The 25,093-nt window shown below is 65.6% G+C and carries 24 protein-coding genes; 14 read left to right on the forward strand and 10 right to left on the reverse strand.

The window, feature by feature from the left end; genetic code table 11:
• The first annotated feature begins 211 nt into the window (after window positions 1-211).
• Together MTX35_RS03375 and MTX35_RS03380 are read left to right on the forward strand one after the other, a co-directional pair.
• Window positions 212-1,636, forward strand: coding sequence for an LCP family protein (locus MTX35_RS03375; RefSeq protein WP_243593652.1), 1,425 nt, complete (start codon window positions 212-214; stop codon window positions 1,634-1,636).
• A 57-nt stretch (window positions 1,637-1,693) separates the two neighbouring features.
• On the forward strand, window positions 1,694-2,419 hold the full coding sequence (locus MTX35_RS03380; protein WP_243593557.1) for a TIGR03089 family protein: 726 nt from the start codon (window positions 1,694-1,696) through the stop codon (window positions 2,417-2,419).
• On the opposite strand, the gene MTX35_RS03385 is transcribed toward MTX35_RS03380, so the two are convergent.
• Genes MTX35_RS03385 through MTX35_RS03395 form a run of 3 tightly spaced genes read right to left on the reverse strand, consistent with a single transcriptional unit; the run spans window position 2,407 to window position 4,554 of the window.
• Complete coding sequence (locus MTX35_RS03385) at window positions 2,407-2,796, reverse strand: hypothetical protein (RefSeq protein WP_243593558.1); 390 nt, start codon at window positions 2,794-2,796, stop codon at window positions 2,407-2,409. The genes MTX35_RS03380 and MTX35_RS03385 overlap by 13 nt on opposite strands.
• Complete coding sequence (gene purE, locus MTX35_RS03390) at window positions 2,793-3,308, reverse strand: 5-(carboxyamino)imidazole ribonucleotide mutase (protein ID WP_243593559.1); 516 nt, start codon at window positions 3,306-3,308, stop codon at window positions 2,793-2,795. The genes MTX35_RS03385 and purE overlap by 4 nt, the downstream gene beginning before the upstream one ends.
• The gene (locus MTX35_RS03395; RefSeq protein WP_243593560.1) at window positions 3,301-4,554 is read right to left on the reverse strand and encodes a 5-(carboxyamino)imidazole ribonucleotide synthase; all 1,254 of its coding nucleotides are present in this window, start codon (window positions 4,552-4,554) and stop codon (window positions 3,301-3,303) included. The genes purE and MTX35_RS03395 overlap by 8 nt, the downstream gene beginning before the upstream one ends.
• A 146-nt stretch (window positions 4,555-4,700) precedes the next feature.
• Here MTX35_RS03395 and MTX35_RS03400 point away from each other — a divergent pair, with 146 nt between their 5' ends.
• Window positions 4,701-5,261 (forward strand): GtrA family protein, encoded by a 561-nt coding sequence (locus MTX35_RS03400; protein WP_243593561.1) that lies wholly within the window; start codon window positions 4,701-4,703, stop codon window positions 5,259-5,261.
• A 6-nt stretch (window positions 5,262-5,267) separates the two neighbouring features.
• Here MTX35_RS03400 and MTX35_RS03405 read toward each other — a convergent pair whose 3' ends face one another.
• The 4 genes from MTX35_RS03405 to MTX35_RS03420 are packed head-to-tail and all read right to left on the reverse strand — an operon-like array spanning window position 5,268 to window position 8,798.
• Complete coding sequence (locus MTX35_RS03405) at window positions 5,268-6,587, reverse strand: HAMP domain-containing sensor histidine kinase (protein ID WP_243593562.1); 1,320 nt, start codon at window positions 6,585-6,587, stop codon at window positions 5,268-5,270.
• 6 nt (window positions 6,588-6,593) lie between these two features.
• A complete protein-coding gene (locus MTX35_RS03410) occupies window positions 6,594-7,274 on the reverse strand; it encodes a response regulator transcription factor (protein WP_243593563.1) in 681 nt (226 codons plus the stop codon).
• Window positions 7,275-7,313: 39 nt separating this feature from the next.
• A complete protein-coding gene (locus tag MTX35_RS03415) occupies window positions 7,314-7,913 on the reverse strand; it encodes a PH domain-containing protein (protein WP_243593564.1) in 600 nt (199 codons plus the stop codon).
• Window positions 7,914-7,961: 48 nt separating this feature from the next.
• On the reverse strand, window positions 7,962-8,798 hold the full coding sequence (locus MTX35_RS03420; RefSeq protein ID WP_243593565.1) for a biotin--[acetyl-CoA-carboxylase] ligase: 837 nt from the start codon (window positions 8,796-8,798) through the stop codon (window positions 7,962-7,964).
• Window positions 8,799-8,893: 95 nt separating this feature from the next.
• Between MTX35_RS03420 and MTX35_RS03425 the strand changes: the two genes are divergently transcribed.
• The 3 genes from MTX35_RS03425 to MTX35_RS03435 are packed head-to-tail and all read left to right on the forward strand — an operon-like array spanning window position 8,894 to window position 11,480.
• On the forward strand, window positions 8,894-10,534 hold the full coding sequence (locus MTX35_RS03425; protein WP_243593566.1) for an acyl-CoA carboxylase subunit beta: 1,641 nt from the start codon (window positions 8,894-8,896) through the stop codon (window positions 10,532-10,534).
• The gene (locus tag MTX35_RS03430) at window positions 10,531-10,815 is read left to right on the forward strand and encodes an acyl-CoA carboxylase epsilon subunit (RefSeq protein ID WP_243593567.1); all 285 of its coding nucleotides are present in this window, start codon (window positions 10,531-10,533) and stop codon (window positions 10,813-10,815) included. Before MTX35_RS03425 ends, MTX35_RS03430 begins: the two co-directional genes overlap by 4 nt.
• 2 nt (window positions 10,816-10,817) lie before the next feature.
• Complete coding sequence (locus MTX35_RS03435; protein ID WP_243593653.1) at window positions 10,818-11,480, forward strand: nucleoside triphosphate pyrophosphatase; 663 nt, start codon at window positions 10,818-10,820, stop codon at window positions 11,478-11,480.
• Window positions 11,481-11,527: 47 nt separating this feature from the next.
• Here MTX35_RS03435 and MTX35_RS03440 read toward each other — a convergent pair whose 3' ends face one another.
• The gene (locus MTX35_RS03440) at window positions 11,528-11,971 is read right to left on the reverse strand and encodes a flavodoxin domain-containing protein (protein WP_243593568.1); all 444 of its coding nucleotides are present in this window, start codon (window positions 11,969-11,971) and stop codon (window positions 11,528-11,530) included.
• A gap of 114 nt (window positions 11,972-12,085) precedes the next feature.
• Complete coding sequence (locus MTX35_RS03445) at window positions 12,086-13,471, reverse strand: hypothetical protein (RefSeq protein ID WP_243593569.1); 1,386 nt, start codon at window positions 13,469-13,471, stop codon at window positions 12,086-12,088.
• A 156-nt stretch (window positions 13,472-13,627) separates the two neighbouring features.
• Here MTX35_RS03445 and MTX35_RS03450 point away from each other — a divergent pair, with 156 nt between their 5' ends.
• The gene (locus MTX35_RS03450; RefSeq protein ID WP_243593570.1) at window positions 13,628-14,893 is read left to right on the forward strand and encodes a glycosyltransferase; all 1,266 of its coding nucleotides are present in this window, start codon (window positions 13,628-13,630) and stop codon (window positions 14,891-14,893) included.
• A 5-nt stretch (window positions 14,894-14,898) separates the two neighbouring features.
• Here MTX35_RS03450 and MTX35_RS03455 read toward each other — a convergent pair whose 3' ends face one another.
• Complete coding sequence (locus MTX35_RS03455; RefSeq protein ID WP_243593571.1) at window positions 14,899-16,242, reverse strand: hypothetical protein; 1,344 nt, start codon at window positions 16,240-16,242, stop codon at window positions 14,899-14,901.
• Window positions 16,243-16,795: 553 nt separating this feature from the next.
• Between MTX35_RS03455 and MTX35_RS03460 the strand changes: the two genes are divergently transcribed.
• From MTX35_RS03460 to MTX35_RS03490, 7 genes are all read left to right on the forward strand, one after another.
• Window positions 16,796-18,244, forward strand: coding sequence for a condensation domain-containing protein (locus MTX35_RS03460; protein ID WP_243593572.1), 1,449 nt, complete (start codon window positions 16,796-16,798; stop codon window positions 18,242-18,244).
• A gap of 46 nt (window positions 18,245-18,290) precedes the next feature.
• Window positions 18,291-19,748, forward strand: a complete 1,458-nt coding sequence (locus MTX35_RS03465) for a condensation domain-containing protein (protein ID WP_243593573.1) — start codon at window positions 18,291-18,293, stop codon at window positions 19,746-19,748.
• Entirely contained in the window at window positions 19,726-21,099 is a 1,374-nt protein-coding gene (locus MTX35_RS03470) for a condensation domain-containing protein (RefSeq protein ID WP_243593574.1), read from the forward strand. The genes MTX35_RS03465 and MTX35_RS03470 overlap by 23 nt, the downstream gene beginning before the upstream one ends.
• An 86-nt stretch (window positions 21,100-21,185) precedes the next feature.
• Complete coding sequence (locus tag MTX35_RS03475) at window positions 21,186-22,082, forward strand: sulfurtransferase (protein WP_243593575.1); 897 nt, start codon at window positions 21,186-21,188, stop codon at window positions 22,080-22,082.
• Entirely contained in the window at window positions 22,079-22,492 is a 414-nt protein-coding gene (locus tag MTX35_RS03480; protein ID WP_243593576.1) for a SufE family protein, read from the forward strand. Before MTX35_RS03475 ends, MTX35_RS03480 begins: the two co-directional genes overlap by 4 nt.
• A gap of 124 nt (window positions 22,493-22,616) precedes the next feature.
• Complete coding sequence (locus tag MTX35_RS03485; protein WP_243593577.1) at window positions 22,617-24,086, forward strand: condensation domain-containing protein; 1,470 nt, start codon at window positions 22,617-22,619, stop codon at window positions 24,084-24,086.
• 128 nt (window positions 24,087-24,214) lie between these two features.
• A partial coding sequence (locus MTX35_RS03490; RefSeq protein WP_243593578.1) for a biotin carboxylase N-terminal domain-containing protein occupies window positions 24,215-25,093 on the forward strand: 879 nt, incomplete at its 3' end.

Here is a 25,093-nt window from a genome sequence, read left to right on the forward strand (position 1 = left end):
CGAACAGCGCGACGAACCGCGCGGGGACCGCCGCACCGGCGAACGCAGGCAGGGCGAACGCAGACAGGGCAATCGCAGCGACGCCTCCGACCGGTCCCGGCGGTCGGCGCAGCGCACGCCTCGCGGTCCCGTCGACGGTGCTCAATCGAACGATCGGTCGTCTCGCGGACGCAGCGGTGCGCGATGGCCTGCAACACACGTCGCGGTCGCGGTGTTGTCCATTCTCGTCCTACTGGTGACCGGTTTCGCGTGGCGCAGCGTCGACAGTCTGCGGTCCAACATCGCCACCGCAGGTGGCCTGGGCCTCGGCGGTGCCGCGGACGGTGCCGTCGACATCCTGATGGTGGGCACCGACAGCCGCACCGACGCCCACGGCAACGCGCTGTCCCCCGAGGAACTGGCATCCCTGAACGCTGGTGAAGAGGTGGCGTCCAACACCGACACGATCGTGCTGATTCGTGTCCCCAACGACGGGTCGTCGGCCACCGCCATTTCCATCCCACGCGATTCGTACGTCGAAGTACCCGGCATCGGGATGTCGAAGATCAATGCTGCCTACGGCGCGACCAAGGAGAACAAGCGGCTCGAACTGGTGGAGCAAGGTGTCCCGGACGCCGATGCGGAGGGCCAGGCCACCGAGGCCGGGCGCGAGGCCCTCATCGACTCGGTCGCCAACCTCACGGGTATCACCGTCGACCATTACGCCGAGGTGGGGCTACTCGGTTTCGTGCTGCTGACCGATGCCGTCGGCGGCGTCGAGGTATGCCTGAACAACCCTGTCCAGGAGCCTCTTTCGGGTGCGAACTTCCCGGCGGGCGAGCAGAAGCTGTCCGGTTCGCAGGCTCTGAGTTTCGTGCGACAGCGGCACGACCTTCCCCGCGGCGATCTGGACCGCATCGTGCGCCAGCAGGTGTTCATGGCCTCGCTCGTGCGCAGTGTGCTCAGCGCCAAGACGCTGAGCAACCCCGGCAAACTGGGCCAGCTCAGCACCGCGGTCCAGCGATCGGTGACACTCGATTCCGACTGGGACATTCTGCAGTTCGCCACTCGCCTGCAGGATCTTGCCGGCGGAAAGGTCAAGTTCGAGACCGTCCCCGCAGTCGACATCAATGCGACGACCGACTACGGCGAGTCGATCGTGCAGGTGGATCCGGCGGCGGTGAAGAAATACGTCGCAGGGTTGCTCGGAGACGGCAATTCCGCCGAGACCAACGCCGAGAACGCCGACGCTCCGGACGTCGATCCCTCGACAGTGACGGTGGACGTCGCGAACGACAGCGGGATCGACGGACTCGCCAACGGTGTCGCCGGTTCGCTGACGGCATTGGGATACGTCGGCGGCACCATCGGAAACTACGAGGGCGCGTCGATCTCCGCGAGCCGAATCCAGGCCGCAGATGTCGACAGCGATGCCGCGCGTGCCGTTTCGGCGGCACTGGGCGACCTGCAGATCACGGCCGACGACACGCTGGCGGACGACACTGTGCGGGTGGTACTCGCAGATGACTACGCAGGACCGGGCTCGGGCCAGGCCTCGACGGCAGAAATCATCGCTCCCGAATCGGGTGCTGCGATTCCCGAGGCACCCGCGGCTCCGATCGACGCCGGTTCAACCGGCCCGATGTGCGTCAACTGATCGATGCCGCTCGCAGCGTGTGAATCTGTATCGGCGAGCGTCATCTAGGGTCGTGGGGTGGCCTCGAATCTGACTCAGACCCTGCTCGACCCGATTCTCGCCGCCGATCCGGCCGGTCCGCGCGTCACGTTCTACGACGATGCGACCGGCGAGCGGGTCGAGGTGTCGGCGGTGACCCTTGCGAACTGGGCGGCCAAGACCGCCAATCTGTTGCGCGACGAGTTCGCGTTCGAGGTGGGTGGCAGGGTGAGTGTGCTGCTACCCGCGCACTGGCAGACGGCTGCGGCGCTACTCGGGATCTGGTGGGCGGGCGGCGAGGTGATCCTCGGGGCCGACGACTCCGCCGACGTGGCGTTGGTCTCGGGCGATCGCCTCGACGAGGCCCCCGACGTCGACGAGGTGCTGGCCTTCTCGCTCGACGCGTTCGGCAAGGCCGTCCCCGATCTGCCCATCGGAATGACCGACTACGCGACGTCGGTGCGGGTGCACGGCGATCAATTCAGGGCCATGGATTCCGGGGGTGAAAGTGCGGCTCTGGACGGGCGTTCGGTGGACGAGGTACTCGCTGCCGCACGTGATCGGGCCGACGCCAGGTCGCTGACCGCATCGGACCGGGTGATGTCCAGCGCACACTGGACCACAGCCGACGAACTGACAGACGGGCTGCTCTCGGTGCTCGTCACCGGAGCGTCACTGGTTCAGGTGGCGAATCCGGACGAGACGAAGTCACAGCGGCGCGCCGAGACCGAGAAGGTCACCGCCACCATCGCTCAGCCGGGCTGACGATAGCCCCCGTCTGCCAGTCCGGCCTCTCTCTCGTATTTGTTGGCCGGGCCCCGATGTCGGGCTTCCTCGGCAAGGTAGCGGAACGGGAAGGTGAGCCCGAAACGGGCCCATTGGTCGGCGTGCACGGACTCGTGTCGCAACACGCGCCGAGCGGTGTTGCCCTTCGTCAGATAGGCACCACCGAATGTCGTTCCCCCGCGCCCGAATCCGCCGCGCAGCCCCGTGCACACGAAGATCTCGAACTCGTCGTCGAAGCTCGCCGTACCGCGCCACAGCCCGGCGTAGAGCAAGGCGAGCCGGGTCACGAACACGGCCTGCCGACTACCGCGACCTGCGCGCCTGAGCTGCTCGCGCCGTGACACGGTTCCGCTCACCCCAGCAGGGTGGTGCGCAGCGCTTTGTCCTTCTCCAGCACCATCGCCTCCAGTGAGGCCTGGAACTCCGACATCCGTTGTTGCAGAGCCGGATCGGACGCACCGAGAATCCGGACAGCGAGCAGACCTGCGTTCCGAGCGCCGCCGATGGAGACCGTGGCCACGGGAACACCTGCAGGCATCTGGACGATCGAGAGCAGTGAGTCCATACCGTCGAGGTACTTCAGCGGCACCGGAACACCGATGACCGGAAGCGGCGTCGCCGACGCCACCATGCCGGGCAGGTGGGCTGCTCCCCCGGCTCCGGCGATGATCACTCGGATGCCGCGGTCCGCGGCCTCGCGCGCGTAGTCGAGCATGCGCTGCGGAGTGCGGTGCGCCGACACGACGCCGACCTCGAACCGAATCCCGAACTCCGCCAGCGCTTCGGCTGCGGCTTCCATCGTCGGCCAGTCGGAGTCGCTGCCCATGATCAGGCCGACGGCAGGAGTGGAGTTGGAGGTGTCAGGCATCGTGCGGGTCCCATCCATCGGTCCATTCGGCGTGCGACATCCAGTGCGCTGCGCGTTCGGCTCGCTCGCGCACCGAGGCCACATAGTCGGGATCGGCGAGCGAACCCGACTGCGAGCCCAGGATGTTGACGTGGCCGATCTTGCGATCCTTGCGCTCGCTCTTGCCGTACAGATGCACCTTCGCATCCGGCATGCGTGCGAACAGGTGATGCAGCCGCTCGTCCATCGTCATCTCGGGCGCATCCGGCGCGCCCAGAATGTTGGCCATCACCGTCACGGGAGCCAGTGGATCGGTGTCGCCGAGCGGGTAGTCCAGTACTGCGCGTAGGTGCTGCTCGAACTGCGAGGTGCGGCACCCGTCCATGGTCCAGTGACCGGAGTTGTGTGGTCGCATGGCCAGTTCGTTCACCAGAAGCTTGCCCGAGGTGGTCTCGAACAGTTCGACCGCAAGGTCTCCGACCACACCGAGCGCACTCGCGATGTCGAGGGCGAGCTTGCCCGCGAACGTAGCGACGTCCTCATCGAGGTCAGGGGCCGGTGCCAGCACCACGGCGCACTGGCCGTTGCGCTGCACCGTCTGCACGACGGGCCAGGCCGCACCCTGCCCGAACGGTGACCGAGCAACCATGGCCGACAGCTCGCGGCGCATGGCGACCTTCTCCTCCACCATGAGCGGTACGCCCAGGTCGAGCTGTGCGGTGACGATCTCCTCGGCTTCCTCTGCGTCGGCGGGCATCCAGACCCCGCGGCCGTCGTAGCCGCCGCGGACGGCCTTGAGCACCACCGGCCACCCGTGCTCGTCACCGAAGGCGACCGCGTCCTGCGCCCACGAGACCTCCGCGTAGGCGGGTCCGGGCGCGCCGAGCTCGGCGAGTTTGCGTCGCATGCGCAGTTTGTCCTGCGCGTAGATCAACGCACTCGGCGGCGGCTGCACGTTGACGCCCTCGGCCACGAGAGTCTCGAGGTGCTCGGTCGGCACATGCTCGTGATCGAAGGTCAGCGCGTTGGAACCGGTAGCGGCGGTGCGCAGAGCATCGAGGTCGTCGTGGTGACCGAAAACGACGTCGGGGCTGACCTGCGCTGCCGGCTCGTCGGCACCCGCGGCGAGCACGCGGAGAGTTTGTCCGAGCTCGATCGCGGACTGATGGGTCATGCGGGCGAGCTGACCACCGCCGATCATCGTCACCACGGGCATTCCGGTCGACGACGGGCGCGCGGCAGTGGGGCGCGGTTCGGTACCTGTCACGGCTCACCATGGTGTCATGTCGCGCGACATCGGTCCGAACCGGCAGCCGCACGCGAGACCGCGGAGTCGGTGCGGACCTGTGGAAACCCTGATGATCAGAGCGTCGGTTCGTCGGATCGAGGGGGTGTTTCGTAGACTTCAGCGTTGTGCCGACGATCGACAGCGTGCTTCATCGCTTACCCACGCCCATTCGTGACCTCGCGATTCGGCACAGTGAGCTGATCAAGTTCGCCATCGTGGGTGGTACGACAATGGTCTTCGACCTCGTCATCTTCTACTCGCTGAGTCTGACGGTGCTCGAACAGAAGCCGGTGATCGCCAAGATCATCTCCGGCGTTCTCGCCACCCTGCTGAGCTATTTCCTCAATCGCGAATGGGCGTTCAAGCACCGCGGCGGACGCGAACGGCACCACGAGGCGCTGCTGTTCTTCGCCATCAGCGGCATCGGCGTGCTCATCGCGGCCGGTCCGCTGTGGATTGCGAACAACATCTTCGACATTCGCGAGACCAGCGAATCGCTGACCACGCTGGTGGTCATCGACTTCGTCCTCAACTACATCATCGGCAATCTGCTGCAGATGGCGTTCCGATTCTGGGCTCTGCGACGGTTCGCGTTTCCCGAGGACAACGCGCGCACGATCCTCGAGGTCGACGCCGAACGCAACGAGGACCCCACCGACGCAGCGGACGCACTCGACAAACCCTGAACCGACTCAGCGCGGTTCGCTGCTTCGCACGGCAGGCGACGGTTCACGCCATGCAGGCACGAACACCGAGAACAGAGCGGGTCGGCGCCGCTGCAGTTCGAGCCTGCCGCCGTCCGCCTCGATCAGGGCCCGGGCCAGCGCGAGCCCGACACCGGTGGAGCCGGCACCGGAGAATCCGCGGTCGAAGATGTGCGGGGCGAGTTCGTTGCTCACCCCCGGGCCCTCGTCCGAGACCTCGACGCAGACCAGAGGTTCGCGGCGTCGCTCGGTGCTCTCCTTCGCCGAGACCGCCCGGACGGCCACCATGCAGGCTCCGTCGCCGTGCACCAGAGAGTTGTCGATCAGCACCGAGACGGCCTCGCGCAATCGCGATCCCGTCACCGACGCCTTCAGATCCTCGTCTCCCCTGATGACCAACGTCCGACCCACGTCCTCGAAGTTTCGCTGCCACTCGATGATGGTCCCGATCAGTTCCTCGACCACCGACACTTCGTGTGCCCCGGCCGCGCCGTCACTGCGAGAGGACCGTACGAGCTCGTCGATGGCCAGCGTCAGCCGATCGACCTGATCCATCGCCTCGTTGGCCTCGTCGACCACCGCCGGGTCCGGGTGCGTGGAGATTTCGTCCAGGCGCAGACGAACGGCCGTCAGGCGGCTGCGAAGTTGATGCGAGACGTCTGCGACCAACGTGTGTTCGCGCTGCAGCCGGCCGGCGATCTCCACGGTGGCCGAGTCGAGAACCTCCGAGACTCGATCGAGTTCGGCGATCCCGTGCCGTCGTGGGTCCGGCCGGAAGTCACCTTCGGCGAGTCGGGCAGCTCGACGTGCCACGTCCTGCAGCGGATCGGCCAAGCGCTTCGCCGTGACGACAGCGACAACCGTGCCCGCCATCGCGGACGCCAGAACGACGAGAGTCACCGCTCCGAGCGCCTGGCGTTGCAGTGAACGCATGTCGTCCGACGGCACTTCGAGTCGAAGCGAACCCGAGGTACCCATCGACAGGGACTCGACCAGCGGACGAGGCACGGACGCTTCGCCGATGTCTGCGCGCGAGGCGGCGTCCTCCGGGGTCGGGTAGATCACCACCAGGCGACCGCCCTGCGGGATCGCCAGCCGAAGTGAACCGATGTCGAGTTGGCCCTCGATCAGCCCCGCCGACCCTTCCTGCGAGATGATCTCCGCCGCCATCCGGTCCAGGCGGGCCTGCAGGTCGTTGCGAGTGAAATCCTCCACCCACAGCCACGCGGTGTACATCAGGGGCAGACCGAGCAGCAAAGCCGTCATGACGACGACAGCGAGAATCGAGACCAGAATTCGACGGCGCATCGACCGCTAGTCGCTGTTGATGCGGAATCCGACGCCGCGAACCGTCGCGATACGGCGTTCGGCCACAGGTCCTTCGTCACCGATCTTGCGCCGCAGCCAGGACATGTGCATGTCGAGAGTCTTCGACCCCCGCAGCTCTGCGTCGCCCCAGACCTCGCGCAGGATCACCTCGCGAGAGACGACTTGGCCCGCGTGGTCGAGCAGGACCTTGAGCAGCTCGTATTCCTTGTTGGCGAGGGATATCTCGGTGCCACCGACGAGGACGCGTCGAGCGGCGGGTTCGAGGCGAATGGCACCGACCTCGATCGGGGAATCATCTCCGGCACCCCGGCGACGAAGGAGCGCACGTACGCGAGCCATGAGCTCGGCGAGCCGGAAGGGCTTGCCGACGTAGTCGTCGGCTCCGGCATCGAGGCCGACGACGAAGTCGACCTCGTCGGTTCGTGCAGTGAGCATGAGGACGGCCACCTCGGATCGGTTGGCGCGAACCTGCCGACACACTTCGAGACCGTCCATCCCCGGCAGGCCCAGGTCGAGGATCAGCAGATCGAATTTTCCGTCCAGTGCACGCTGGAGAGTGGCGGGACCGGTCTGTTCGACGGTCACCGTGTAGCCCTCGCGCCCGAGGGCGCGAGACAGGGGTGCAGCGATGGCTTCGTCGTCTTCGGCAAGTAGCACGTCGGTCACATCGGTCACCATACGGTTCGAAGGTGAGAACAGCCTGTGTTACCTGCGTTTGCCCGCGCGCCAACCGGGCTTGGACTCGGCGGCCGAATCCTCGGGCATGGACTCGAACGCCGTCTCCCGCCCGTGCACGGACTCGCGGCGGTATTCCATCGAGTCGAATACCTGCTGGTAAAGCAATGAATGGACTCGTTGCACCTGGGGAATGTCGTCGAACTCGAGTGGATCGTCCGATGCCGAGGCAATGATGAGGGTGCCGGTGCGCAACATCCGATCGACCAGCCCGTGTCGAAACTGCACGTTGCTGATCCGGCTCATCGGAATGTCGATACCGGAGTGCGTGAGCACACCCTGCCGAATCAACACCCGCCGATCGGTGACGATGAAATGGGTGCACTTCCAGCTGATCAGCGGCACCAGACAACGCCACCCGACGATCACCGCCCACAGCACAGCCGCGGCGATCATCGCCACGTTCGCAGCGGTCGATTCGAGCCGTGCACTCGCAGCGCCGAGGGCGACGCCCGCCACACCTGTGGCGATCACGAAGGTGATCGACGGCAGGATCAGCATCTTCCAGTGCGGGTGATGATGAAGCAGGAGCTCTTCCTCATCGGCCAACGCATCTTGGGGATAGCCCACCGTGCACTCCTGACTACTTGCTACAGCTTCCGTCGAGCTGAGATGGTCTCACGTGAGAGGTCGTAGATGGGTGACGTCACCGGCGGCAACGGCCAACACCGACGGGCTCTCGGTCCCGGTGTGCTCCACCTCGATCACGATGCGCCCGTGCTCGTCGACATCGACCGCAGTTCCGACCTTGTCGTCGCCGCCGGGCAGGTCCACCCGCACGCGCTGCCCGATGGTGCCGCACCTCTCCCGGTACCGGTGAGCGAGCGCATCGGTGTTCCAGTTCGAGTCCCGCCACGAATCCACCTCGGCGGCCATCGCACGCAGAATCGCCCGCACCAACGTGTCGCGGTCGAGAACCGCAGCCCCCTCCAGCGCCAGTGACGTCGCCGTCGGCACAGGCAACTCGTCGGCCGTCATCGACACGTTCACCCCGAGTCCGATAACGACAGTGGGCGACGGCCCGTGCGCGGCGACCTCGGCCAGGATGCCCGAGACCTTCTTGCCATCGATCAGTACGTCGTTGGGCCATTTCAGTCGAGCATCGACTTCACCGACGGTGCGCAACGCGTCGACCAGTGCGATTCCGGTCATGAGCGACACCCACCCGAGGACCGCGGGATCGATTCCGGGAAACTTCAACAGCATCGATACCAGGATCTGCGACCGGGGCGCACCGGAAAACGGTCGCGCATGCCTGCCGCGTCCGCTGCCCTGATGCTCGGCGAGCAGGGCTGTTCGGTCTGCGTAGTTCGCAGCCCCCGCGATCAGGTCGGCATTGGTCGAACCGGTTTCGGCCACCACGTCCAACCGAGACCAGGATGCCTGCGGTCCATCCACCAGCGCCCGGCGAAGCGCGCGAACGTCCAGTGGTGGGCGATCGAGGTTTGTCCACATACCGACCAGCATATGGGCTCGGCGAGGCACGATCGGCTTCGGCGAACCACCCTCGGTCGGGGCCCAGATCACACTCGCCGTTAAAGTGGTGCCCCATGACCAGCGTCCAGGATTCCACTGCACACGGGTCGGCCGAAACCCCTGATATCCATACCACTGCGGGTAAGTTGGCCGATCTTCGTAAACGTCTCGCGGTTGCGGAGATTCCGTCGGGTGAGGCAGCGGTGGAGCGGGTCCATGCCAAGGGCAAGCTGACTGCGCGGGAGCGGATCACGGCGTTGCTCGACGAGGGATCGTTCGTCGAACTCGACGCGTTGGCGCGGCACCGCTCACAGAATTTCGGGTTGGCCGACAACCGGCCGTTCGGTGACGGTGTCGTCACCGGCTACGGCACGGTCGATGGCCGCGATGTGTGCGTGTTCTCCCAGGACGCGACCGTCTTCGGTGGCAGCTTGGGGGAGATCTACGGCGAGAAGATCGTCAAGGTGATGGACCTGGCGATCAAGACCGGCCGGCCCCTGGTCGGGATCAACGAAGGTGCCGGAGCCCGCATCCAGGAAGGGGTGGTCTCCCTCGGGTTGTACGGGGAGATCTTCCACCGCAACGTCCGCGCGTCCGGGGTGATCCCGCAGATCTCGGTGATCATGGGACCCGCCGCAGGCGGGCACGTCTACTCCCCGGCCCTGACCGATTTCGTGGTCATGGTCGACGGCACGAGCCAGATGTTCGTCACCGGCCCCGACGTCATCAAAACCGTCACCGGTGAGAACGTCACCATGGAAGAACTCGGTGGCGCCCACACCCACATGGAGAAATCCGGGGTCGCGCACTACGTCGCCTCCGGCGAACAGGACGCCCTCGACTACGTCCGGGACCTGCTGTCCTACCTACCGTCGAACAATCGCGCCGACGCCCCCCGCACGGCGGCGTCGGATCCGATCAGCGGCGCGATCGAGGACTCGCTGACCGCCGAGGACCTCGAACTCGACACCCTGATCCCCGATTCACCGAACACCCCGTACGACATGCACGAGGTGATCACCCGGATCCTCGACGACGACGAATTCCTCGAAGTCCAGGAAGGTCGAGCCCGCAACATCATCGTCGGGTTCGGGCGGATCGACGGCCGGTCGGTGGGGATCGTGGCCAATCAACCCACCCAGTTCGCGGGCACCCTCGATATCGATGCCTCCGAGAAAGCAGCCCGCTTCGTCCGCACGTGCGACTGCTTCAACGTCCCGATCATCACCCTGGTCGATGTACCGGGCTTTCTGCCCGGGACGGGGCAGGAATTCAACGGCATCATCCGGCGTGGGGCGAAACTGTTGTACGCCTACGGGGAAGCGACCGTCGGGAAGATCACCGTCATCACCCGCAAAGCGTACGGCGGGGCATACGACGTGATGGGGTCCAAGCACATGGGAGCAGACGTCAACCTCGCGTGGCCGACCGCGCAGATCGCAGTCATGGGAGCCTCCGGTGCCGTCGGGTTCGTCTACCGCAAGAAACTGTTGGAGGCCGCGAAGAACGGTGAGGACGTCGACGCTCTCCGGTTGACACTGCAGCAGGAATACGAGGACACCCTCGTCAACCCCTACATCGCTGCCGAACGCGGCTACCTCGATGCCGTCATCCCGCCCAGTCACACCCGCGGCCAGATCGTCACCGCGCTACGACTGCTCGAACGCAAACAAGTCACCCTCCCACCCAAGAAACACGGAAACATCCCACTATGAGCGGCGAAGCGAATCACGACGCAGCGAGCGAAGCGAATCTTGACGCAGTGGATGCCGCCGCACAGTCCGGAACACCCGTTGCCGTCAGCGTGGTGAAGGGCAATCCGAGTGACGAGGAACTTGCCGCTCTGGTGGCGGTTCTGACGGCGGCCCAGAACGGGTCGCAATCGACGTTCGATTCTCGTCCCCGCGAGCTGTGGGGTTCGCCGGAATCGTTGCATCGTGGGTTCGTGGCTCGATCGGCGTATTCGTATGCCGCGTCGGGTCGCCACCCGCGGTGACGGTGGAGCCCTCCGACGCTGCGCCAAGCCCTTTTCGTCTGGTTTTGGCGTCGGCGTCGCCGGCCCGCCTGTCGGTGCTCCGCGGTGCCGGTGTGGAGCCGATCGTCCGAGTGTCGGGTGTCGACGAGGATGCACTGAGCGCAGCGCTCGGTCCGTCTGCGTCTCCGGAAACGGTGGTCACCGAGCTGGCCCGAGCCAAAGCAGCGGCAGTGGCCGAGACGTTTTCGGATTCGGCCGACGATCTGGTGATAGTCGGCTGCGACTCGATGCTGTCCATCGGCGGCGAACTACACGGCAAGCCGCATTCGGTCGAGGTGGCGCGCGAAAGATGGCAGTCGATGGCGGGCAACAGTGGCGAATTGTTGACGGGCCACGCGGTGCTCCGAGTGACCGACGGTGTGGTCGTGGCGCAGGCTGCAGCGCACAGCTCGACCATCGTGCATTTCGCGACGCCGTCCTCGGTGGATCTCGAGGCCTACCTCACCTCCGGTGAGCCGCTACTGGTGGCAGGTGCGTTCACGCTGGACGGCCTCGGCGGCTGGTTCGTCGACCGCATCGAGGGCGATCCGTCGTCGGTGATCGGAATAGGCCTGCCGCTGGTGCGAACGCTGCTCACCCGTGTCGGTACGTCCTTGGCTGCCCTCTGGGACCGAACACCGTCGTGATCGTCCCGGCTCCGCCGGAAGGTACCCGTCGCGGTCGGTCGTTACCGTCAGGGCAGTAGGTCGATCAACTCCCGAGCCCATTCCTCGGCCATGGACTTCGGCTTGACGTTCGACGAGCTGTCGTGCCGAGCGTGGGTTCCGACCTGCTTGCCGCCGAGTTCGGTGAGCTTCTCCGCGAGGATCTCGCCGCCACGGTTGAAGGTGTCCTCGTAGACCCGGTCTCCCAGACCGAACACCGCGAACTGCAGTCCGGCGAGATCCGGAGCGTCCTCGACGAGTGCATCGAAGAACGGCTCTGCACCGGTGGGGAGTTCGCCGTCTCCGTAGGTGGAGCAGACGACGACGTGGAAGTCGTCGGTGTCGATGTCGGACACCTCGTACTCGAGCATGTCGCGTACCTCGGCGTCATGATCGCTCAGCACGTCCGCAATCTTGTCGGCGACCTCCTCGGCCGTACCGGTCTCGGACCCGAACAACACGACCACTGCCATGGATCGCTCCCCTTTCTCACACCTGCTCGAACACTCGAACAGTCGGAAAGCATAGCCGCACCGGCGATCCGGTCGAAAATCCGTCCTCGCCTGCAGTTGTGACTTGTCTCGAGGTCACCAGAATTCGGGCGTCAGGCCCCATCGTTCGAACTCCGCCTCGACGAGCCCACGCAGGTGCTCCTTGCTGGGAAACCTGTCCGGATCGAGCCCGGTGACGCAGAGTGTCGCGCGCTCCCCCGATTCGTTCCACCAGGCGCTGACGCCGCCGCCGGTGCGGCGCAGCAGGTCCACATCGGTGTTCTGCGTGATCGACCTCATCGCGACCGCGGTGGCGTCGACACCGCCGATGGTGCGCAGCGCGACGCCTCGTGCACCGAGATTCGAACACAGGCACAGCGGAGCCGATCCCGACGCGGCGAGCTTGGCGACGATCGCGTCCGGCAGCAACTGCATCAACGGTTTGAGAAGCTCGAACGTCGTCGTGACGGTGCGATCGGCCTGGGTTCTGAAGGCCTGCTTGCTCGATGCGCGGATAGCTCCGAGATCGTCGAGGTACGCCCCTCCGGCGTCGACGTGAATCGAGACACCGGAGGTCGCGTTGGCGCGCCGATCTCCCGTGGTCCTGGTACTGACCGGAAGGGCGACGCGAACCCTGTCCTCCGTTGTGATCCTGCCGCTTCCGGTCAGGATTCCGAGCACCACCGCGACCAGCAGACTGTTGGAGCTGCCGCCCTTGCTCGCTGCAGCGGCGGACCACTGCGAGGAAAGACAGTCGACAACGACGGTGCTCGGAACCCACGCCCCGTTCTCGGGTGCGACCAACACGCGCGGACGGTCCGGATCGGCGCTCGTGGGGTCCGGCGCGGCGTTGCTCCGGCCGGCCGACGCCGTGAACCGTGCCCTCGCCGTCTCCACCGCGGTGCGGCCGATCGCTCGTGCCGCACCCGAGAGCGACGCACCGATCCGGCCGAGACCATCGGACACATCGGCTCCCGTGAGCGTCATCGAGGACGCGGAGTCGTCATCGAGTCCGACGCGTACGAAGTCGTCGGGTACAGCGCGTCCGGCGAGCGCAGCCGCGGCGGCAGAGGTCAGTGCCCCACCGTCGCCGACCACGTGCGAGCCGACCAGCGACACGATCGTGCCGCCTCCGTCGACCGAGGTGGCCGACAAGCGCCACGCCGGTCCCCCGATCGGGTCCAACGTCACTGCGGCTTCGTCCTCGATCCACCTGTCGACCGCCGTGCGGTCGATCGACGATTCGATCGCCACGGGATCGGCCGATCGGCGCGCCGCCGTCCAACTGTCACGGGCTCCGGGCATCCGCGTCCGCCGAACGGATCGATCGATGGGACCTGCGGCGAGCATTCGCCACATCGATTCGAGTGCGTCGAGTGCGACGGCACCGTCGAACTTCCAGACGATCTGGTTCACCACCGGTACCCCGAGTACGCATTCCATGCGGAGGAACAGGTCGTCGTCGTACGTCAGTCTTTCCACCTCGAGAGACTATCGCTGCACGAGTGCAGACGCAGGTGGGCCGCAAATGTGTTTCGCACCATATGTTTTCCGCACCGGGCTACTGCGAGCGAAGCTGATAGGTTGTGATCGCTCTCCGAAACCGACGCGACTGCGAGTGCCCGTATGAAGTTCGTGATGCCCTTCAACGGGAGCCGCGGTGATGTGACGCCCGGTCTGGCGCTGGGCGTCGAACTCGCAGAGCGCGGGCACGAGGTGGTGTTCGGCGCACCGCCGAATCTGCTGGACTTCGCGCGCACGACAACGGCCGAGTGCGACCCGATCCGCGTGGTGTCGTTCGGCCCGGACACCCAGCGCCTCTTGGAGTCCGAGCTGATCAGGGTGCGTATCAAATCACGCAATCCGCGGACCAGGTTGGCGGCACTGGCCGAGCTTGCCAACTACGGCTGGGACCGGATGACAGCCGAACTCGAGCAGATGGCCGAGGGTTGCGATGCGGTCGTCACCGGTTCGCTGGGGCAGGAAATGGCCTTCAACATGGCCGAGTCTGCGGGCAGTGCTTTTGTGGCACTGCACTATTGCCCACTCCGGCGCAACGACGTCGTGCCCGTGGTTCCGGGAGTCACCCTGCCGGGCCGGCTCAATCGATCGATGTGGGCATTGGCAGAGTCGATGCGCTGGAAGTCGATGAAGACCCGAGAGAACGCGCAGAGAGTGTCCCTCGGAATGGCACCGACCGGCGATTCGTTGCCCGTTCGCTCCGAACGCTACGGCGGGGTCGAGATTCAGGCCTACGAGTCGGCGCTGTTCCCAGGGCTCGCCGAGCAATGGGGACCGCTTCGTCCGTTCGTCGGATTCCTCGGCCTGAGCAGTGGACGCTTCGAGGCCGATCTAACGCTGGAGGAATGGCTGAAGGCCGGCTCGGCACCGGTGTATTTCGGATTCGGCAGCATGCCTGTTCCCGACCCGGCCGCCCTCCTGCGCATGATCGAGAACGTCGTGGAAAAACTCGGTGTTCGCGCTCTCGTCTGTGCCGGCTGGAGCAACCTCGTCGGTGCCGATTCTGTTGCGACTCGGACGAACTCCAGCATCAAGATCGTGGATTCGGTCGATCATGGGACTGTTTTCCCGCAGTGCCTCGCCGCGGTGCACCACGGCGGCGCGGGTACGACGGCGGCCACTGCGCGGGCGGGTCTACCGACGCTCGTGTGTTGGTTCAGCGCCGATCAGCCGTACTGGGGAACCGCTCTACGACGGATCGGAGCCGGAGCCAGCACGAAGTTCTCGACACTGACCGAATCCGTGTTGCAGCAGGCCATTACCGATATCACTACCGACCGCGCCAGGCAGGCGGCGCGTCGACTCGCCGACGTCGTTGCCCCGACCACAACGGCGGTGGCTGCAGCTGCCGACATTGCCGAAGCCGCCGCGCGCGACCGCTGACGCAGTCACCAGAAACGCGCGGACAGCTCCCATCGAGCGAGCGCCTCGGTCAGGTGTTCACGCAGGACGTCCTCGTCGGCAAAGCGATCGGGATCCATGGCGTGCACGGTCACGGTCACGCTCGATCCCGTCTCGCACACCCAGGCCGTGAGACCACCGTCGAGCGACCGGGCGAATGCGGCATCGGCTCCCGCGAACGTCGCCCTGCCCGAGACTGCGCGAGCCCGAACGCCGGCCACCGTGGTGAAGTCCTCGGGCAGCACACCGAGGTTGGACGCGAGCCCTTCGGCACCGTCTCGCGGCTGTGGAACACGCGCAACCACGGCGTCGGGCAGCATTTGGACGAGGGCCTGCGAGATGCCTGTGGGTGCCTGCCCTTCGGCCTGCCTCACGGCGAAAGCGGTGAACGCCGCCTTGCTGATCGACCGAATCGTCGTCAGGTCGCGGTCCGAGGCGTCGGTGACGGGGACGTCGATCTTGACGATCTTGGTGGCGTTGGAACGGGTGTCGGCCGGGGTGCGGTCACTGACCGGCAGAGACCACTGCACCGAGTCGCCGATCGAGGCACGTCCGGCGTTCCCGGACGCTGCCGTCAGGACGGCGATGAACAGCGAATTGGACGTACCACCCCATCGCTCGGCGGCTGCGGTCCAGGCACCCGCGTCCACCTCTGCCACGGCGTGAGGTGATACCCAGTCGGAGTCCATCGCGTCGGCCGGCACCTGTGACCGGGTCGGGCGGGATCGTGGGGCGACCGCGTCGGGCTCGGTTCGGGTCGGGATCGGCAGTGCGTCGGCGGCGGCGTTCACCAGCCACCCAGCGACGGACCACGCTTGCTCTGCGGCGTCTCTGAGGTCCGAGCCGATGGCTGCGATACCGTCGGCGTCAGGAGCCAACCGGCCTTGCTTCGACCGGTTGTTCGCAGCACGGACTGCTTCGATCAGCGCACCGCCGTCGGCGACCATGTGCGACGCGACCAAGGACACGACCGTCCCGGCGTTCGCCACCGGTGCCGCCGCCAGACGCCATCCGAGACCGGTCTCGGGGTCGATGTCGGGATCGAGACGGCCGTCGGCCCACGCCGGTATGTCGGCCTCGTCGATGAACTGCGAGTGAAAGTCCAGTGAATGGGAGACGGGTGATCGCACCCATCGAGCACGAGCAGTCGGCACGGTCGGGGAGACCACTCGGCGCGCAAGCAAACCGTCGGACAGGTTGTTGCGTAGATTTTCCAGGTCGTCGCGCCGGACGGTTTCGCCGAACCACCACAAAAACTGGTTATAGACGGGATATCCGATGCCGTGGTGCATTCTCAAGAATAGGTGATCGGCAAATCCAATTCGAGTCACGCGCCGAACGTACTACATCTCCGACACCGAGGCAGCGGTGAGAATTCGCCACTTACCACGTATTAGCAATCGACAATAGGTGCAAGGATATGCACGCCGAATTGTGCCCCGCATCATGTTCGGCCTATCCAGTGAGGTGGCTCGTAGTTCGTCGTCCGAGCCGTGCCGCACCACACTTTCCGTGTGAACATTCATGAAGAAGACCAGCAAAAACAGTGATGCGCTCGTACGATGAGACAGTCGGGGCGTCTTCGGCAGGAGATCCGGGATCGACAGGTCAAGACGCTCGGCAGTGAGAAGTATTACTTTTACGCGTAGCGAAATAATTTTGGTTTCGCCCTATCGTGTGTTCTGGACTCACTTCGGGTCGACGGCAATGACGTTGTTCTTTCAATGATGAAAGCAGCAATCCAACAGCAAACACATAAACGACGAGTCGACGCGACGGGCACCGCTCCGCTGCTTTACACGCGCGGCTCAACCGTAATCGGACACGCAATACCGAACGAACGCCGAACATCGCTGACCGAGCCCGGAACGGAAGAGGACTCCCATGGAATACACCGAACTCGCCGACTACCCCCTCCCCGCCGGTCGCCTGACCGAGTGGGTCCCCCGCGTCGACGACGACCGCTGGGCGCCGGACCCCCGCGGCCTGTCCTTCACGCACCAGGACCACTGCGAGCGCAGCGCACCGGGCTCGTGGATCGGCACGGTGTTCGAGATTCATCGCCGCTACGACGTCGAGGCAGTGCGCGCAACGATCGCCGCTTACATGGCTCGCCACGAGGCGTTTCGCACCAAGGTTCGGCGCGACGAGGAATCCGGTTCGTGGCTGCGCCACACCGCTCCGGCAGATGCGGTGCAGGTGACCGATCGGGCACACACCGAACCCCGGACCGAGACTCAGGTCTTCAGCCACCTGCACTCCTGGTTCGGCGAAACCGTGTCTCCGACGGCGTGGCCGCACTTCGTCCTCGCCACCATCGAACCGGACGACGCATCCCGCGCTCTGGCGAACGGGCCGGGAGAGTCGTTCCTGCTCGCGTTCGCCGCCGACCACTCGGTGATGGACGCCTACAGCCAGATCTATGCCATCAACGAGATCGACCGCCTGTACGCACACGCCCTCGACGGCATCGACCCGGAGTTACCCGAAGTAGGTAGCTATGTCGACTTCAGCCAGTCCGAGAGGACTCTCGGCGAGACGCTGACCAGCGACCACAGCGCAGTGCGCACCTGGCAGGAATTTCTGTCGGTGGAGGACGGACGCTTCCCCGCCTTCCCACTGCCGGTGACGGTCGACGGGGCACCCGCTGCCGCAGGTCCAGCTGCTCAGAGCAGCATCTCGTCGTGGTTGCTGACGTCCGACCAGTCGGATGCCTTCAACTCTGCGTGCCGTACCGCCGGGTACAACATGCAAGCCGGAATACTCGCGGCTCTCGCCTTGACGAACTCGCGCCTGTCCGGCCGCTCGTCGTTGCGCACCGTGATGCCGATGCACACCAGAGACGAGCAGAAGTGGGCTGCGTCGGTCGGGTGGTACGTCGGCATCCTGCCCATGGAGATCGAGCTCGACAACGCACACACCTTCGGGGAGGCACTCGAAGCCGCGGCAACTGCGGGCGCGGCCAACAAGGGTCTGGCACGTATGCCGTACTCGAAGATCGCCCAGATCCTCGAGTCGACGGAGATTCCCCGATTCGTGGTCTCGTACATCGACCTTCGGTTCCTTCCGGACGCCGCGCAGTGGCAGGGCCGCAAGGGCCGGGCTCTGCGAAGCAACTGCCACGCCGACGACGAGGTGTACTTCTGGGTCAACAGGACGCTCGAAGGCCTCAACATCTCCGCGCGCTTCCCCAGTTCGGATGTTGCATCCACCAACGTCCACCGTTTCATCACCGAGTTCGTCGCAGTGTTGACGGCGGTGATCGACTCCGACTGCGGTGCCGATACGGTGCTCACGTCGGCCTCGCAGTCGGTGGTCGTCGCCGCAGAGTGAGCCATCGAATCAGGCCGCGGCCCCAACCGAAAAGGATGAAGCGACGATGATCATCACCGCAATGGGCAGGTGGAATCCCGCTCCCGGCCGTCTGCTCGAGTGGCATCCGACGGCGGCTGCCGAAGCGATCGCCGCTGCGGCACCGGCCGATTCGGCTCCGCCGTCGTTTCTTCAGGAGGACCATCTGAAGGCGGCCTGGGCGGCACGCGAACGCGGCGATGTTCACACCGCCTACACCGGGGTCGCAACCGAGATCGACGGTGACGTGGACACGGACGCGATGAGCCGCGCGCTGGCCGCCTACGTAGTGCGTCACGAGGGCCTGCGTTGCTGGTTCGAGGTCGAGAACAACACCGTCGTTCGACATCTCGCCACCCCCGAGGTAGCCGCGTTCGAGGTGTCGGACGCCGGTGAGTCGACGGACGACGAGCAGTTCCAACGCTATGTGCGCCAACGGTTCTCGTCCGAGGCAACCGCGGACGTCTGGCCCGGCTTCGTCGTCGGTGTCGTCGCCAGGCCCGGTAGCTTCACCCTGTACTACGGTGCCGACCATGCGTTCACCGACGGCGGTTCGCAGGCATTGGTCATCAGCGAATTGGCCGATCTGTACGCCCTCGAGACCGGAGCACAGGTACCCGAACTTGCAGAAGTAGGTAGCCATCTGACCTACGCCGCCGACGAACGGGCACGAGCGGCAACATTCGGGTCCGATGCTCCCGAAATCGCCGCCTGGCGAGACATCTTCACCCGGCACGACGGCCGGATGCCCCGATTCCCACTCGACCTCGGGCTCGCACCCGGTGAGAAAGCCCCGGTTCGCATCGTCGAACGTCACTTGCTGGACAAGGACCTGACTGCCGCATTCGACGCCGCATGCAAGGCCGCCGGGGCCCGGATGAGCAGCGGCATCTTCGCCGCCGTCGGGATCACCGACTTCGAATTGGCCGGTGCCACCGACTACTTCGGGATCACCGTACTGAGTACCCGGCACTACGGTGACTACGGACAGTCTCAGGGTTGGTTCGTCAATTTCGCTCCGGTCGCGTTCGAGGTGGCAGGACACGACACGTTCTCCGACGTCGCGGCCCTGGCGCACCGAGGCTTCGAGGAGGCCAAACAGATCGCCGAGGCCCCGGTGCACGCCGTACTCGGCGCTCTGGCTGCCGACGGCACTCTGGGTAGCGAGCTGGCGGTCAGCCCGAACATGCTCTCGTACATCGACTTTCGCTGGTTCCCCGGCGTCGGGCGAGACGCCGACACACGCGCGAAGCACTTCACCGGAGAAGGTTCGACGTCCAACGCATCGATGTGGATCAACCGAGACGGTGAGCACCTGTATCTGGTGGCACAAACCCCCGATACCGAGGTCGCCGCCGCTGCGGTGCAGCGATACCACGACCACCTCGCGCACGTGCTGAACACCATTGCCCGCGAGGGTGATTACGACATCACGCTCGACCATCTCGTTCAGGAGCCGGCCGGTGCGGGTCACCTCGATCACTGAGTACACCCCGCGTGCGGGTGCGCTGATCGAGTTCACCGCCGTCGTCACCGGCGATCCGCGACCCTCGCCCATTCCACCGTCGTTCAACCAGCTGTTTCACCTGGGCGATCTGGACGAGGCCGAGCGCGTCTGGATCGCCGGGTCCTTCGATGTCCAGGGCAGCATCGATATCGAAGCACTCGGGTGGGCATTCGAGCGTCTGATCGACCGCCACGACACCCTGCGCAGTGCGTTCGTCCGTAGAACGTCCGGGGTCGAACGGACGCTCTACGAGCCGGGTGCCGTCGAGATGCGGCAGTCCACTCGATCCGCTGTCGCGTCGGCGTCCACGCTTCGGGATCAGCTCCGAAGCGCACTCCAACTACACTGTGATGCACGGCAATTCCCGTCGTACACCTGTTTCGGCATCGACCGGCCGGACACCTCGACCGTGCTGTGCGCATTCGACCACGCCAACGTCGACGCCATGTCCATCGCCGTGGTCGTCGACGAGATACACACCCTGTACGACGCCTACCGTCGCTGCCCGTCGAGCCCGGACGTGGACCTGCCTCCGGTAGGTGGGTTCGTCGAGTACTGCCGCATCGAGGCAACCGAGCCGCGCGTCGATCCCGCGGACGAGCGCATGGTGCGGTGGGCGAACTTTCTCACCGAGTGCGGGGGCACCACGCCGCGTTTCCCCTTCGACCTCGGCCTCGCCGACGGTGACGCCGCGCCACAGGCAACGGCGCTCACCCCCTTGCTCGATGCGCGGCACACCCTCGAATTCGAGCAGCTCTGCGCCGGATCGGGAGCCGGCATGTTCGCAGGCGTCGTCGCTGCCATCGCGCAGGCCGGTGCCGCCATCGGCGGACCGAGCCGCATGCCGTTTCTGTTCCCGCTCCACACCCGCCATCAGCAGAAGTGGTCGCGAGCCCTGGGCTGGTTCACCACCAATGCCCCCATGACCGTCGAGGTCGGAACCCACCTCTCCGACACGATCACCGCCGCCCACAGCGCGTTTCGGGCGGCACTGCCGTTGAGCACCGTCCCGATCCCCCAGGTATTGGCCAATCTCGGCGATGCGTTCACGCTGTCGCGTCGAGACGTGTTCATGGTGTCCTACATCGACTACACGAGAATCGACGGACACGAACTCTTCGAGGACTCGAACGCACACCACATCAGCAATGCCACGGTGTCCGACGACGCCCAGTTCTGGGTCTCCCACACCCCCTCGGGCCTGGCCCTGCGAGCACGCTTCCCCGACACACCCACGGCACGCGCGGTGATGGCCGCGTTCACCGCCGAACTCGTCGCCCTCATGCGGGCCTGCACAACGAAGCCCGACATCGCTGCCCTGACGCCCTGACGAACCGATTCCGCATAGGATCGACAGTGCAGTCCGTTCACCCCCGGGCGGGCCGCGAGCCGAATATCTTCTGTAGGAGCCGATACGTGCCTGTACCAACCGATTCCAACGCAACGTTCGCCGACTATGCGCATCCGGATCGTCTCGTATCGACCGAATGGCTGTCCGCTCATCTCGGCACCCCCGGCCTTCGCGTCGTCGAATCCGACGAGGACGTGTTGCTCTACGACGTCGGCCACATCCCCGGTGCCGTCAAGATCGACTGGCATCTCGACCTCAACGATCCGGTCACCCGCGACTACATCGACGGCGAGCAGTTCTCGACACTGATGAGCCGCAAGGGTATTTCGCGAGAAGACACCATCGTCGTGTACGGCGACAAGAGCAACTGGTGGGCCGCGTACGCACTGTGGGTGTTCACCCTCTTCGGCCATCAGGACGTCCGTCTGCTCGACGGAGGTCGTGACGCCTGGCTGTCGGAGAACCGTGACACCACGCTCGATGTCCCCGAGTTCCCCGCAACCGACTACCCGGTAGTCGAGCGTGACGACGCACCCATCCGTGCGTTCGCCTCCGACGTGCTCGGCTCGCTCGGCACCGTGCCACTGATCGACGTTCGCTCCCCCGCCGAGTACACCGGCGAGCGCACCCACATGCCCGACTACCCGGAAGAAGGCGCGCTGCGAGGAGGCCACATCCCCACCGCCGTGAGCATCCCGTGGGCCAAGGCGGCTGCACCGGACGGACGCTTCCGTTCCCGCAAGGAACTCGACGAGATCTACTCCGACACCTCCTCGACCGACGAGGTGATCGCCTACTGCCGCATCGGTGAGCGGTCGAGTCACACCTGGTTCGTGTTGACCCACCTCCTCGGATACGACTCGGTTCGCAATTACGACGGCTCGTGGACCGAATGGGGCAACGCCGTTCGCGTCCCGATCGCCAAGGGCGAGGAGCCCGGATCGGCTCCGGCGGCTCGATGAGTTCCCTTCCGGAATCGCTGGCCGAGATCGTCGAGGACTTCGCCGCAGTGGAGGGCCAGGACAAACTGCAGCTGCTGCTGGAGTTCAGTCGCGAACTGCCTCCGCTGCCCGAGCACCTGGCCCAGGATGCGATGGAACCGGTGCCGGAGTGCCAGTCTCCGCTGTTCCTGTCGGTCGACGCGGGAGATCCGGCGCGGATCCAGTTGTACTTCAGCGCCCCGCCGGAAGCGCCGACCACGCGGGGGTTCGCCTCGATCCTCGCGCAGGGACTCGACGGTCTCAGCGCACAGGAGATCCTCGACGTGCCGGACGACTTCTACTCGGCGCTGGGGCTGAGCGACGCGGTCAGCCCGCTACGACTGCGCGGAATGTCGGCGATGCTGGCGCGGATCAAGCGTCACCTGCGTTGACGGGCGACGGCGACGGTAGCGCGCCGTCGTCTTGATCGATACAACGGGTCGTCGTTAGACTCCGCGGCAGGGCTGCAAGGGCCCTGTCCCCCGATGCGTACGACGAAGGTTGGTTGCTGCCGATATGGAGTTCACGGAGTTGGCGGACTACGCGGTTCCCGCGGGCACGCTCACCGAGTGGATACCCAGCGTCGGCCCGCAGGCCCGTACGCCGGAAGCGGCAGGGTGGCGGCCCGACGCCAGGCCGACGTCCTACGTCCACGAGGCACACCTGCGGACGAGCCTGAGCAGTCCTCGTCGCGGTCGTGAGTCATGGCTCGGCGCGGCCTTCGAGATCGCGGGCCCCTTGGACAAGCCTGCGTTTCGCCGGGCAGTTCTGAACTGGATAGACCGGCACGAGGCGATGCGTTCGAGCGCGTCGATCGACGAGGTGACGGGCGAGATGACGCGGGTGACCGCCGCACAGGGAGCTATCGACATCTGGCAGGTCGAGCAGGAGCGGTGCGCGCAATCGAGCGAGGTCTTCGAGCACCTGCAGTATCTCTTCGACGAGTTCACCTCGCCGTTGATCTGGCCGGCCTATGCCTTCGTGACGCTCGAACCGGTGGACGAGACGCGTCCGATCACCGTGTTCTTCGCAGCGGATCACTCGATCATCGACGGGCTGTCCACGGTGCTGGTGGCCCACGAGATCGCTGCTCTGTACGGAGAAGAACTCGGCGGTGCGCCTGCCGCCCTCTTCGAGGCCGGCAGCTACCTCGACTTCGGTTCCTCCGAACGCGAGAGGAATGCGGAACTGGAGCATTCGCACGACGCTGTGCGGATCTGGCGGGACTTTCTCGTCGACGGCGACGGCGAGCTACCTGCCTTTCCCCTCGACATCGGTGATCCGAGCCCGGATGATCTGCCCCAGGGCGGTTTGTCCGCGTGGGTGCTCGACCCCGATCAGGCCGACGCGTTCTCGGTCGCGTGCCGCAAGACCGGGCACAGCCTGTTCGCCGGTTTGCTCGCAGTGCTGGCCATCACCGGTTCCGAACTGGGCGGCGGCACTCGCTTTCGCACGGTGACTCCGGTCCACACCCGAGACGAGCCCCAATGGGCCTCCGCGCTGGGTTGGTTCGTCGGACTGTGCCCCATATCGTTCGACATCGCCGGCACGGACTCGTTCGGCTCGGTGGTGGCAGCGGCCTCGGCCGAGGTGAAGAAGACCAAACCGATCGCCCGCGTTCCTCTGGATCGCGTGTTCACCACTCTCGGCTACTCCGCCCGCCCGCGTTTCGTCGTGTCGTTCATGGATGTCCGGTTCGCACCGGCCGCCGAGCACTGGCCGGACTGGAACGCCCGAGCCCTGCGTAGTAAGCAGTATCAGCACGACGTCTACATCTGGATCAATCGCACACCGCAGGGAATGAATATCGCGGCGCGCTACCCCAACACCGAGCAGGCAACCGCGCGGGTCCACGAGTACGTCGGTGCCTTCCGGAAGCTGTTGACCGATGTCGCGGACACCGGCACCGCCCGATTCCCTCATGCGGACGACGAGCGCTCCGATATCGGGCATCTCGACTCCGGTCAGATCGCTACCAATCAGTAGCCCCCGGCGGCTCGCCACCGATGCACTGCAGCTGTGTGGACCGATTGCAGCGATGACAGTGCCGGTGCTTAGACTCCGACGTGACGTTCGCAACGATGCACGCGAGAAATACATCCGTAGGAGGCTCAGTGCCCAGCCATGCCAGTGCTCAGATCACCAAGGTTCTTGTCGCCAATCGTGGTGAGATCGCGGTGCGGGTGATCCGGGCGGCCGCCGATGCCGGGTTGGCCAGTGTCGCTGTGTATGCCGAGCCCGATGCCGATGCCCCGTTCGTACGCCTGGCCGACGAAGCCTTCGCGCTCGGTGGGCAGTCGTCGGCGGAGTCGTATCTGGTGATCGACAAGATCCTCGACGCCGCCGCCAAGTCCGGTGCCGACGCCATCCACCCCGGCTACGGATTCCTCTCCGAGAACGCCGACTTCGCCCAGGCCGTGATCGACGCCGGCCTGATCTGGATCGGACCGTCCCCCCAGTCCATCCGCGACCTCGGCGACAAGGTCACCGCCCGCCACATCGCCGCCCGCGCCAAAGCACCGTCGGTCCCCGGCACCTCCGAACCGGTCAAGGACGCCGACGAAATCCTCGCGTTCGTCGACGAACACGGCCTCCCCATCGCCATCAAAGCCGCATTCGGTGGCGGCGGACGCGGCATGAAAGTGGCCCGCACCCGCGAGGAAATCCCCGAACTGTTCGACTCCGCCACCCGCGAAGCCGTCGCCGCATTCGGGCGTGGGGAATGCTTCGTCGAACGCTACCTCGACAAGCCACGCCACGTCGAAGCCCAGGTCATCGCCGACCAACACGGCAACGTCATCGTCGCCGGTACCCGCGACTGCTCCCTGCAACGCCGCTTCCAGAAACTCGTCGAAGAAGCCCCCGCCCCGTTCCTCACCGACGCCCAACGCAAAGAAATCCACTCCAGCGCCAAAGCCATCTGCCTCGAAGCCGGCTACTACGGAGCCGGCACGGTGGAATACCTCGTCGGCCAAGACGGGCTGGTGTCGTTC

The sequence above is a fragment of the Rhodococcus sp. ARC_M12 genome (genome assembly GCF_022810385.1).
GTDB lineage: Bacteria > Actinomycetota > Actinomycetes > Mycobacteriales > Mycobacteriaceae > Rhodococcoides > Rhodococcoides navarretei.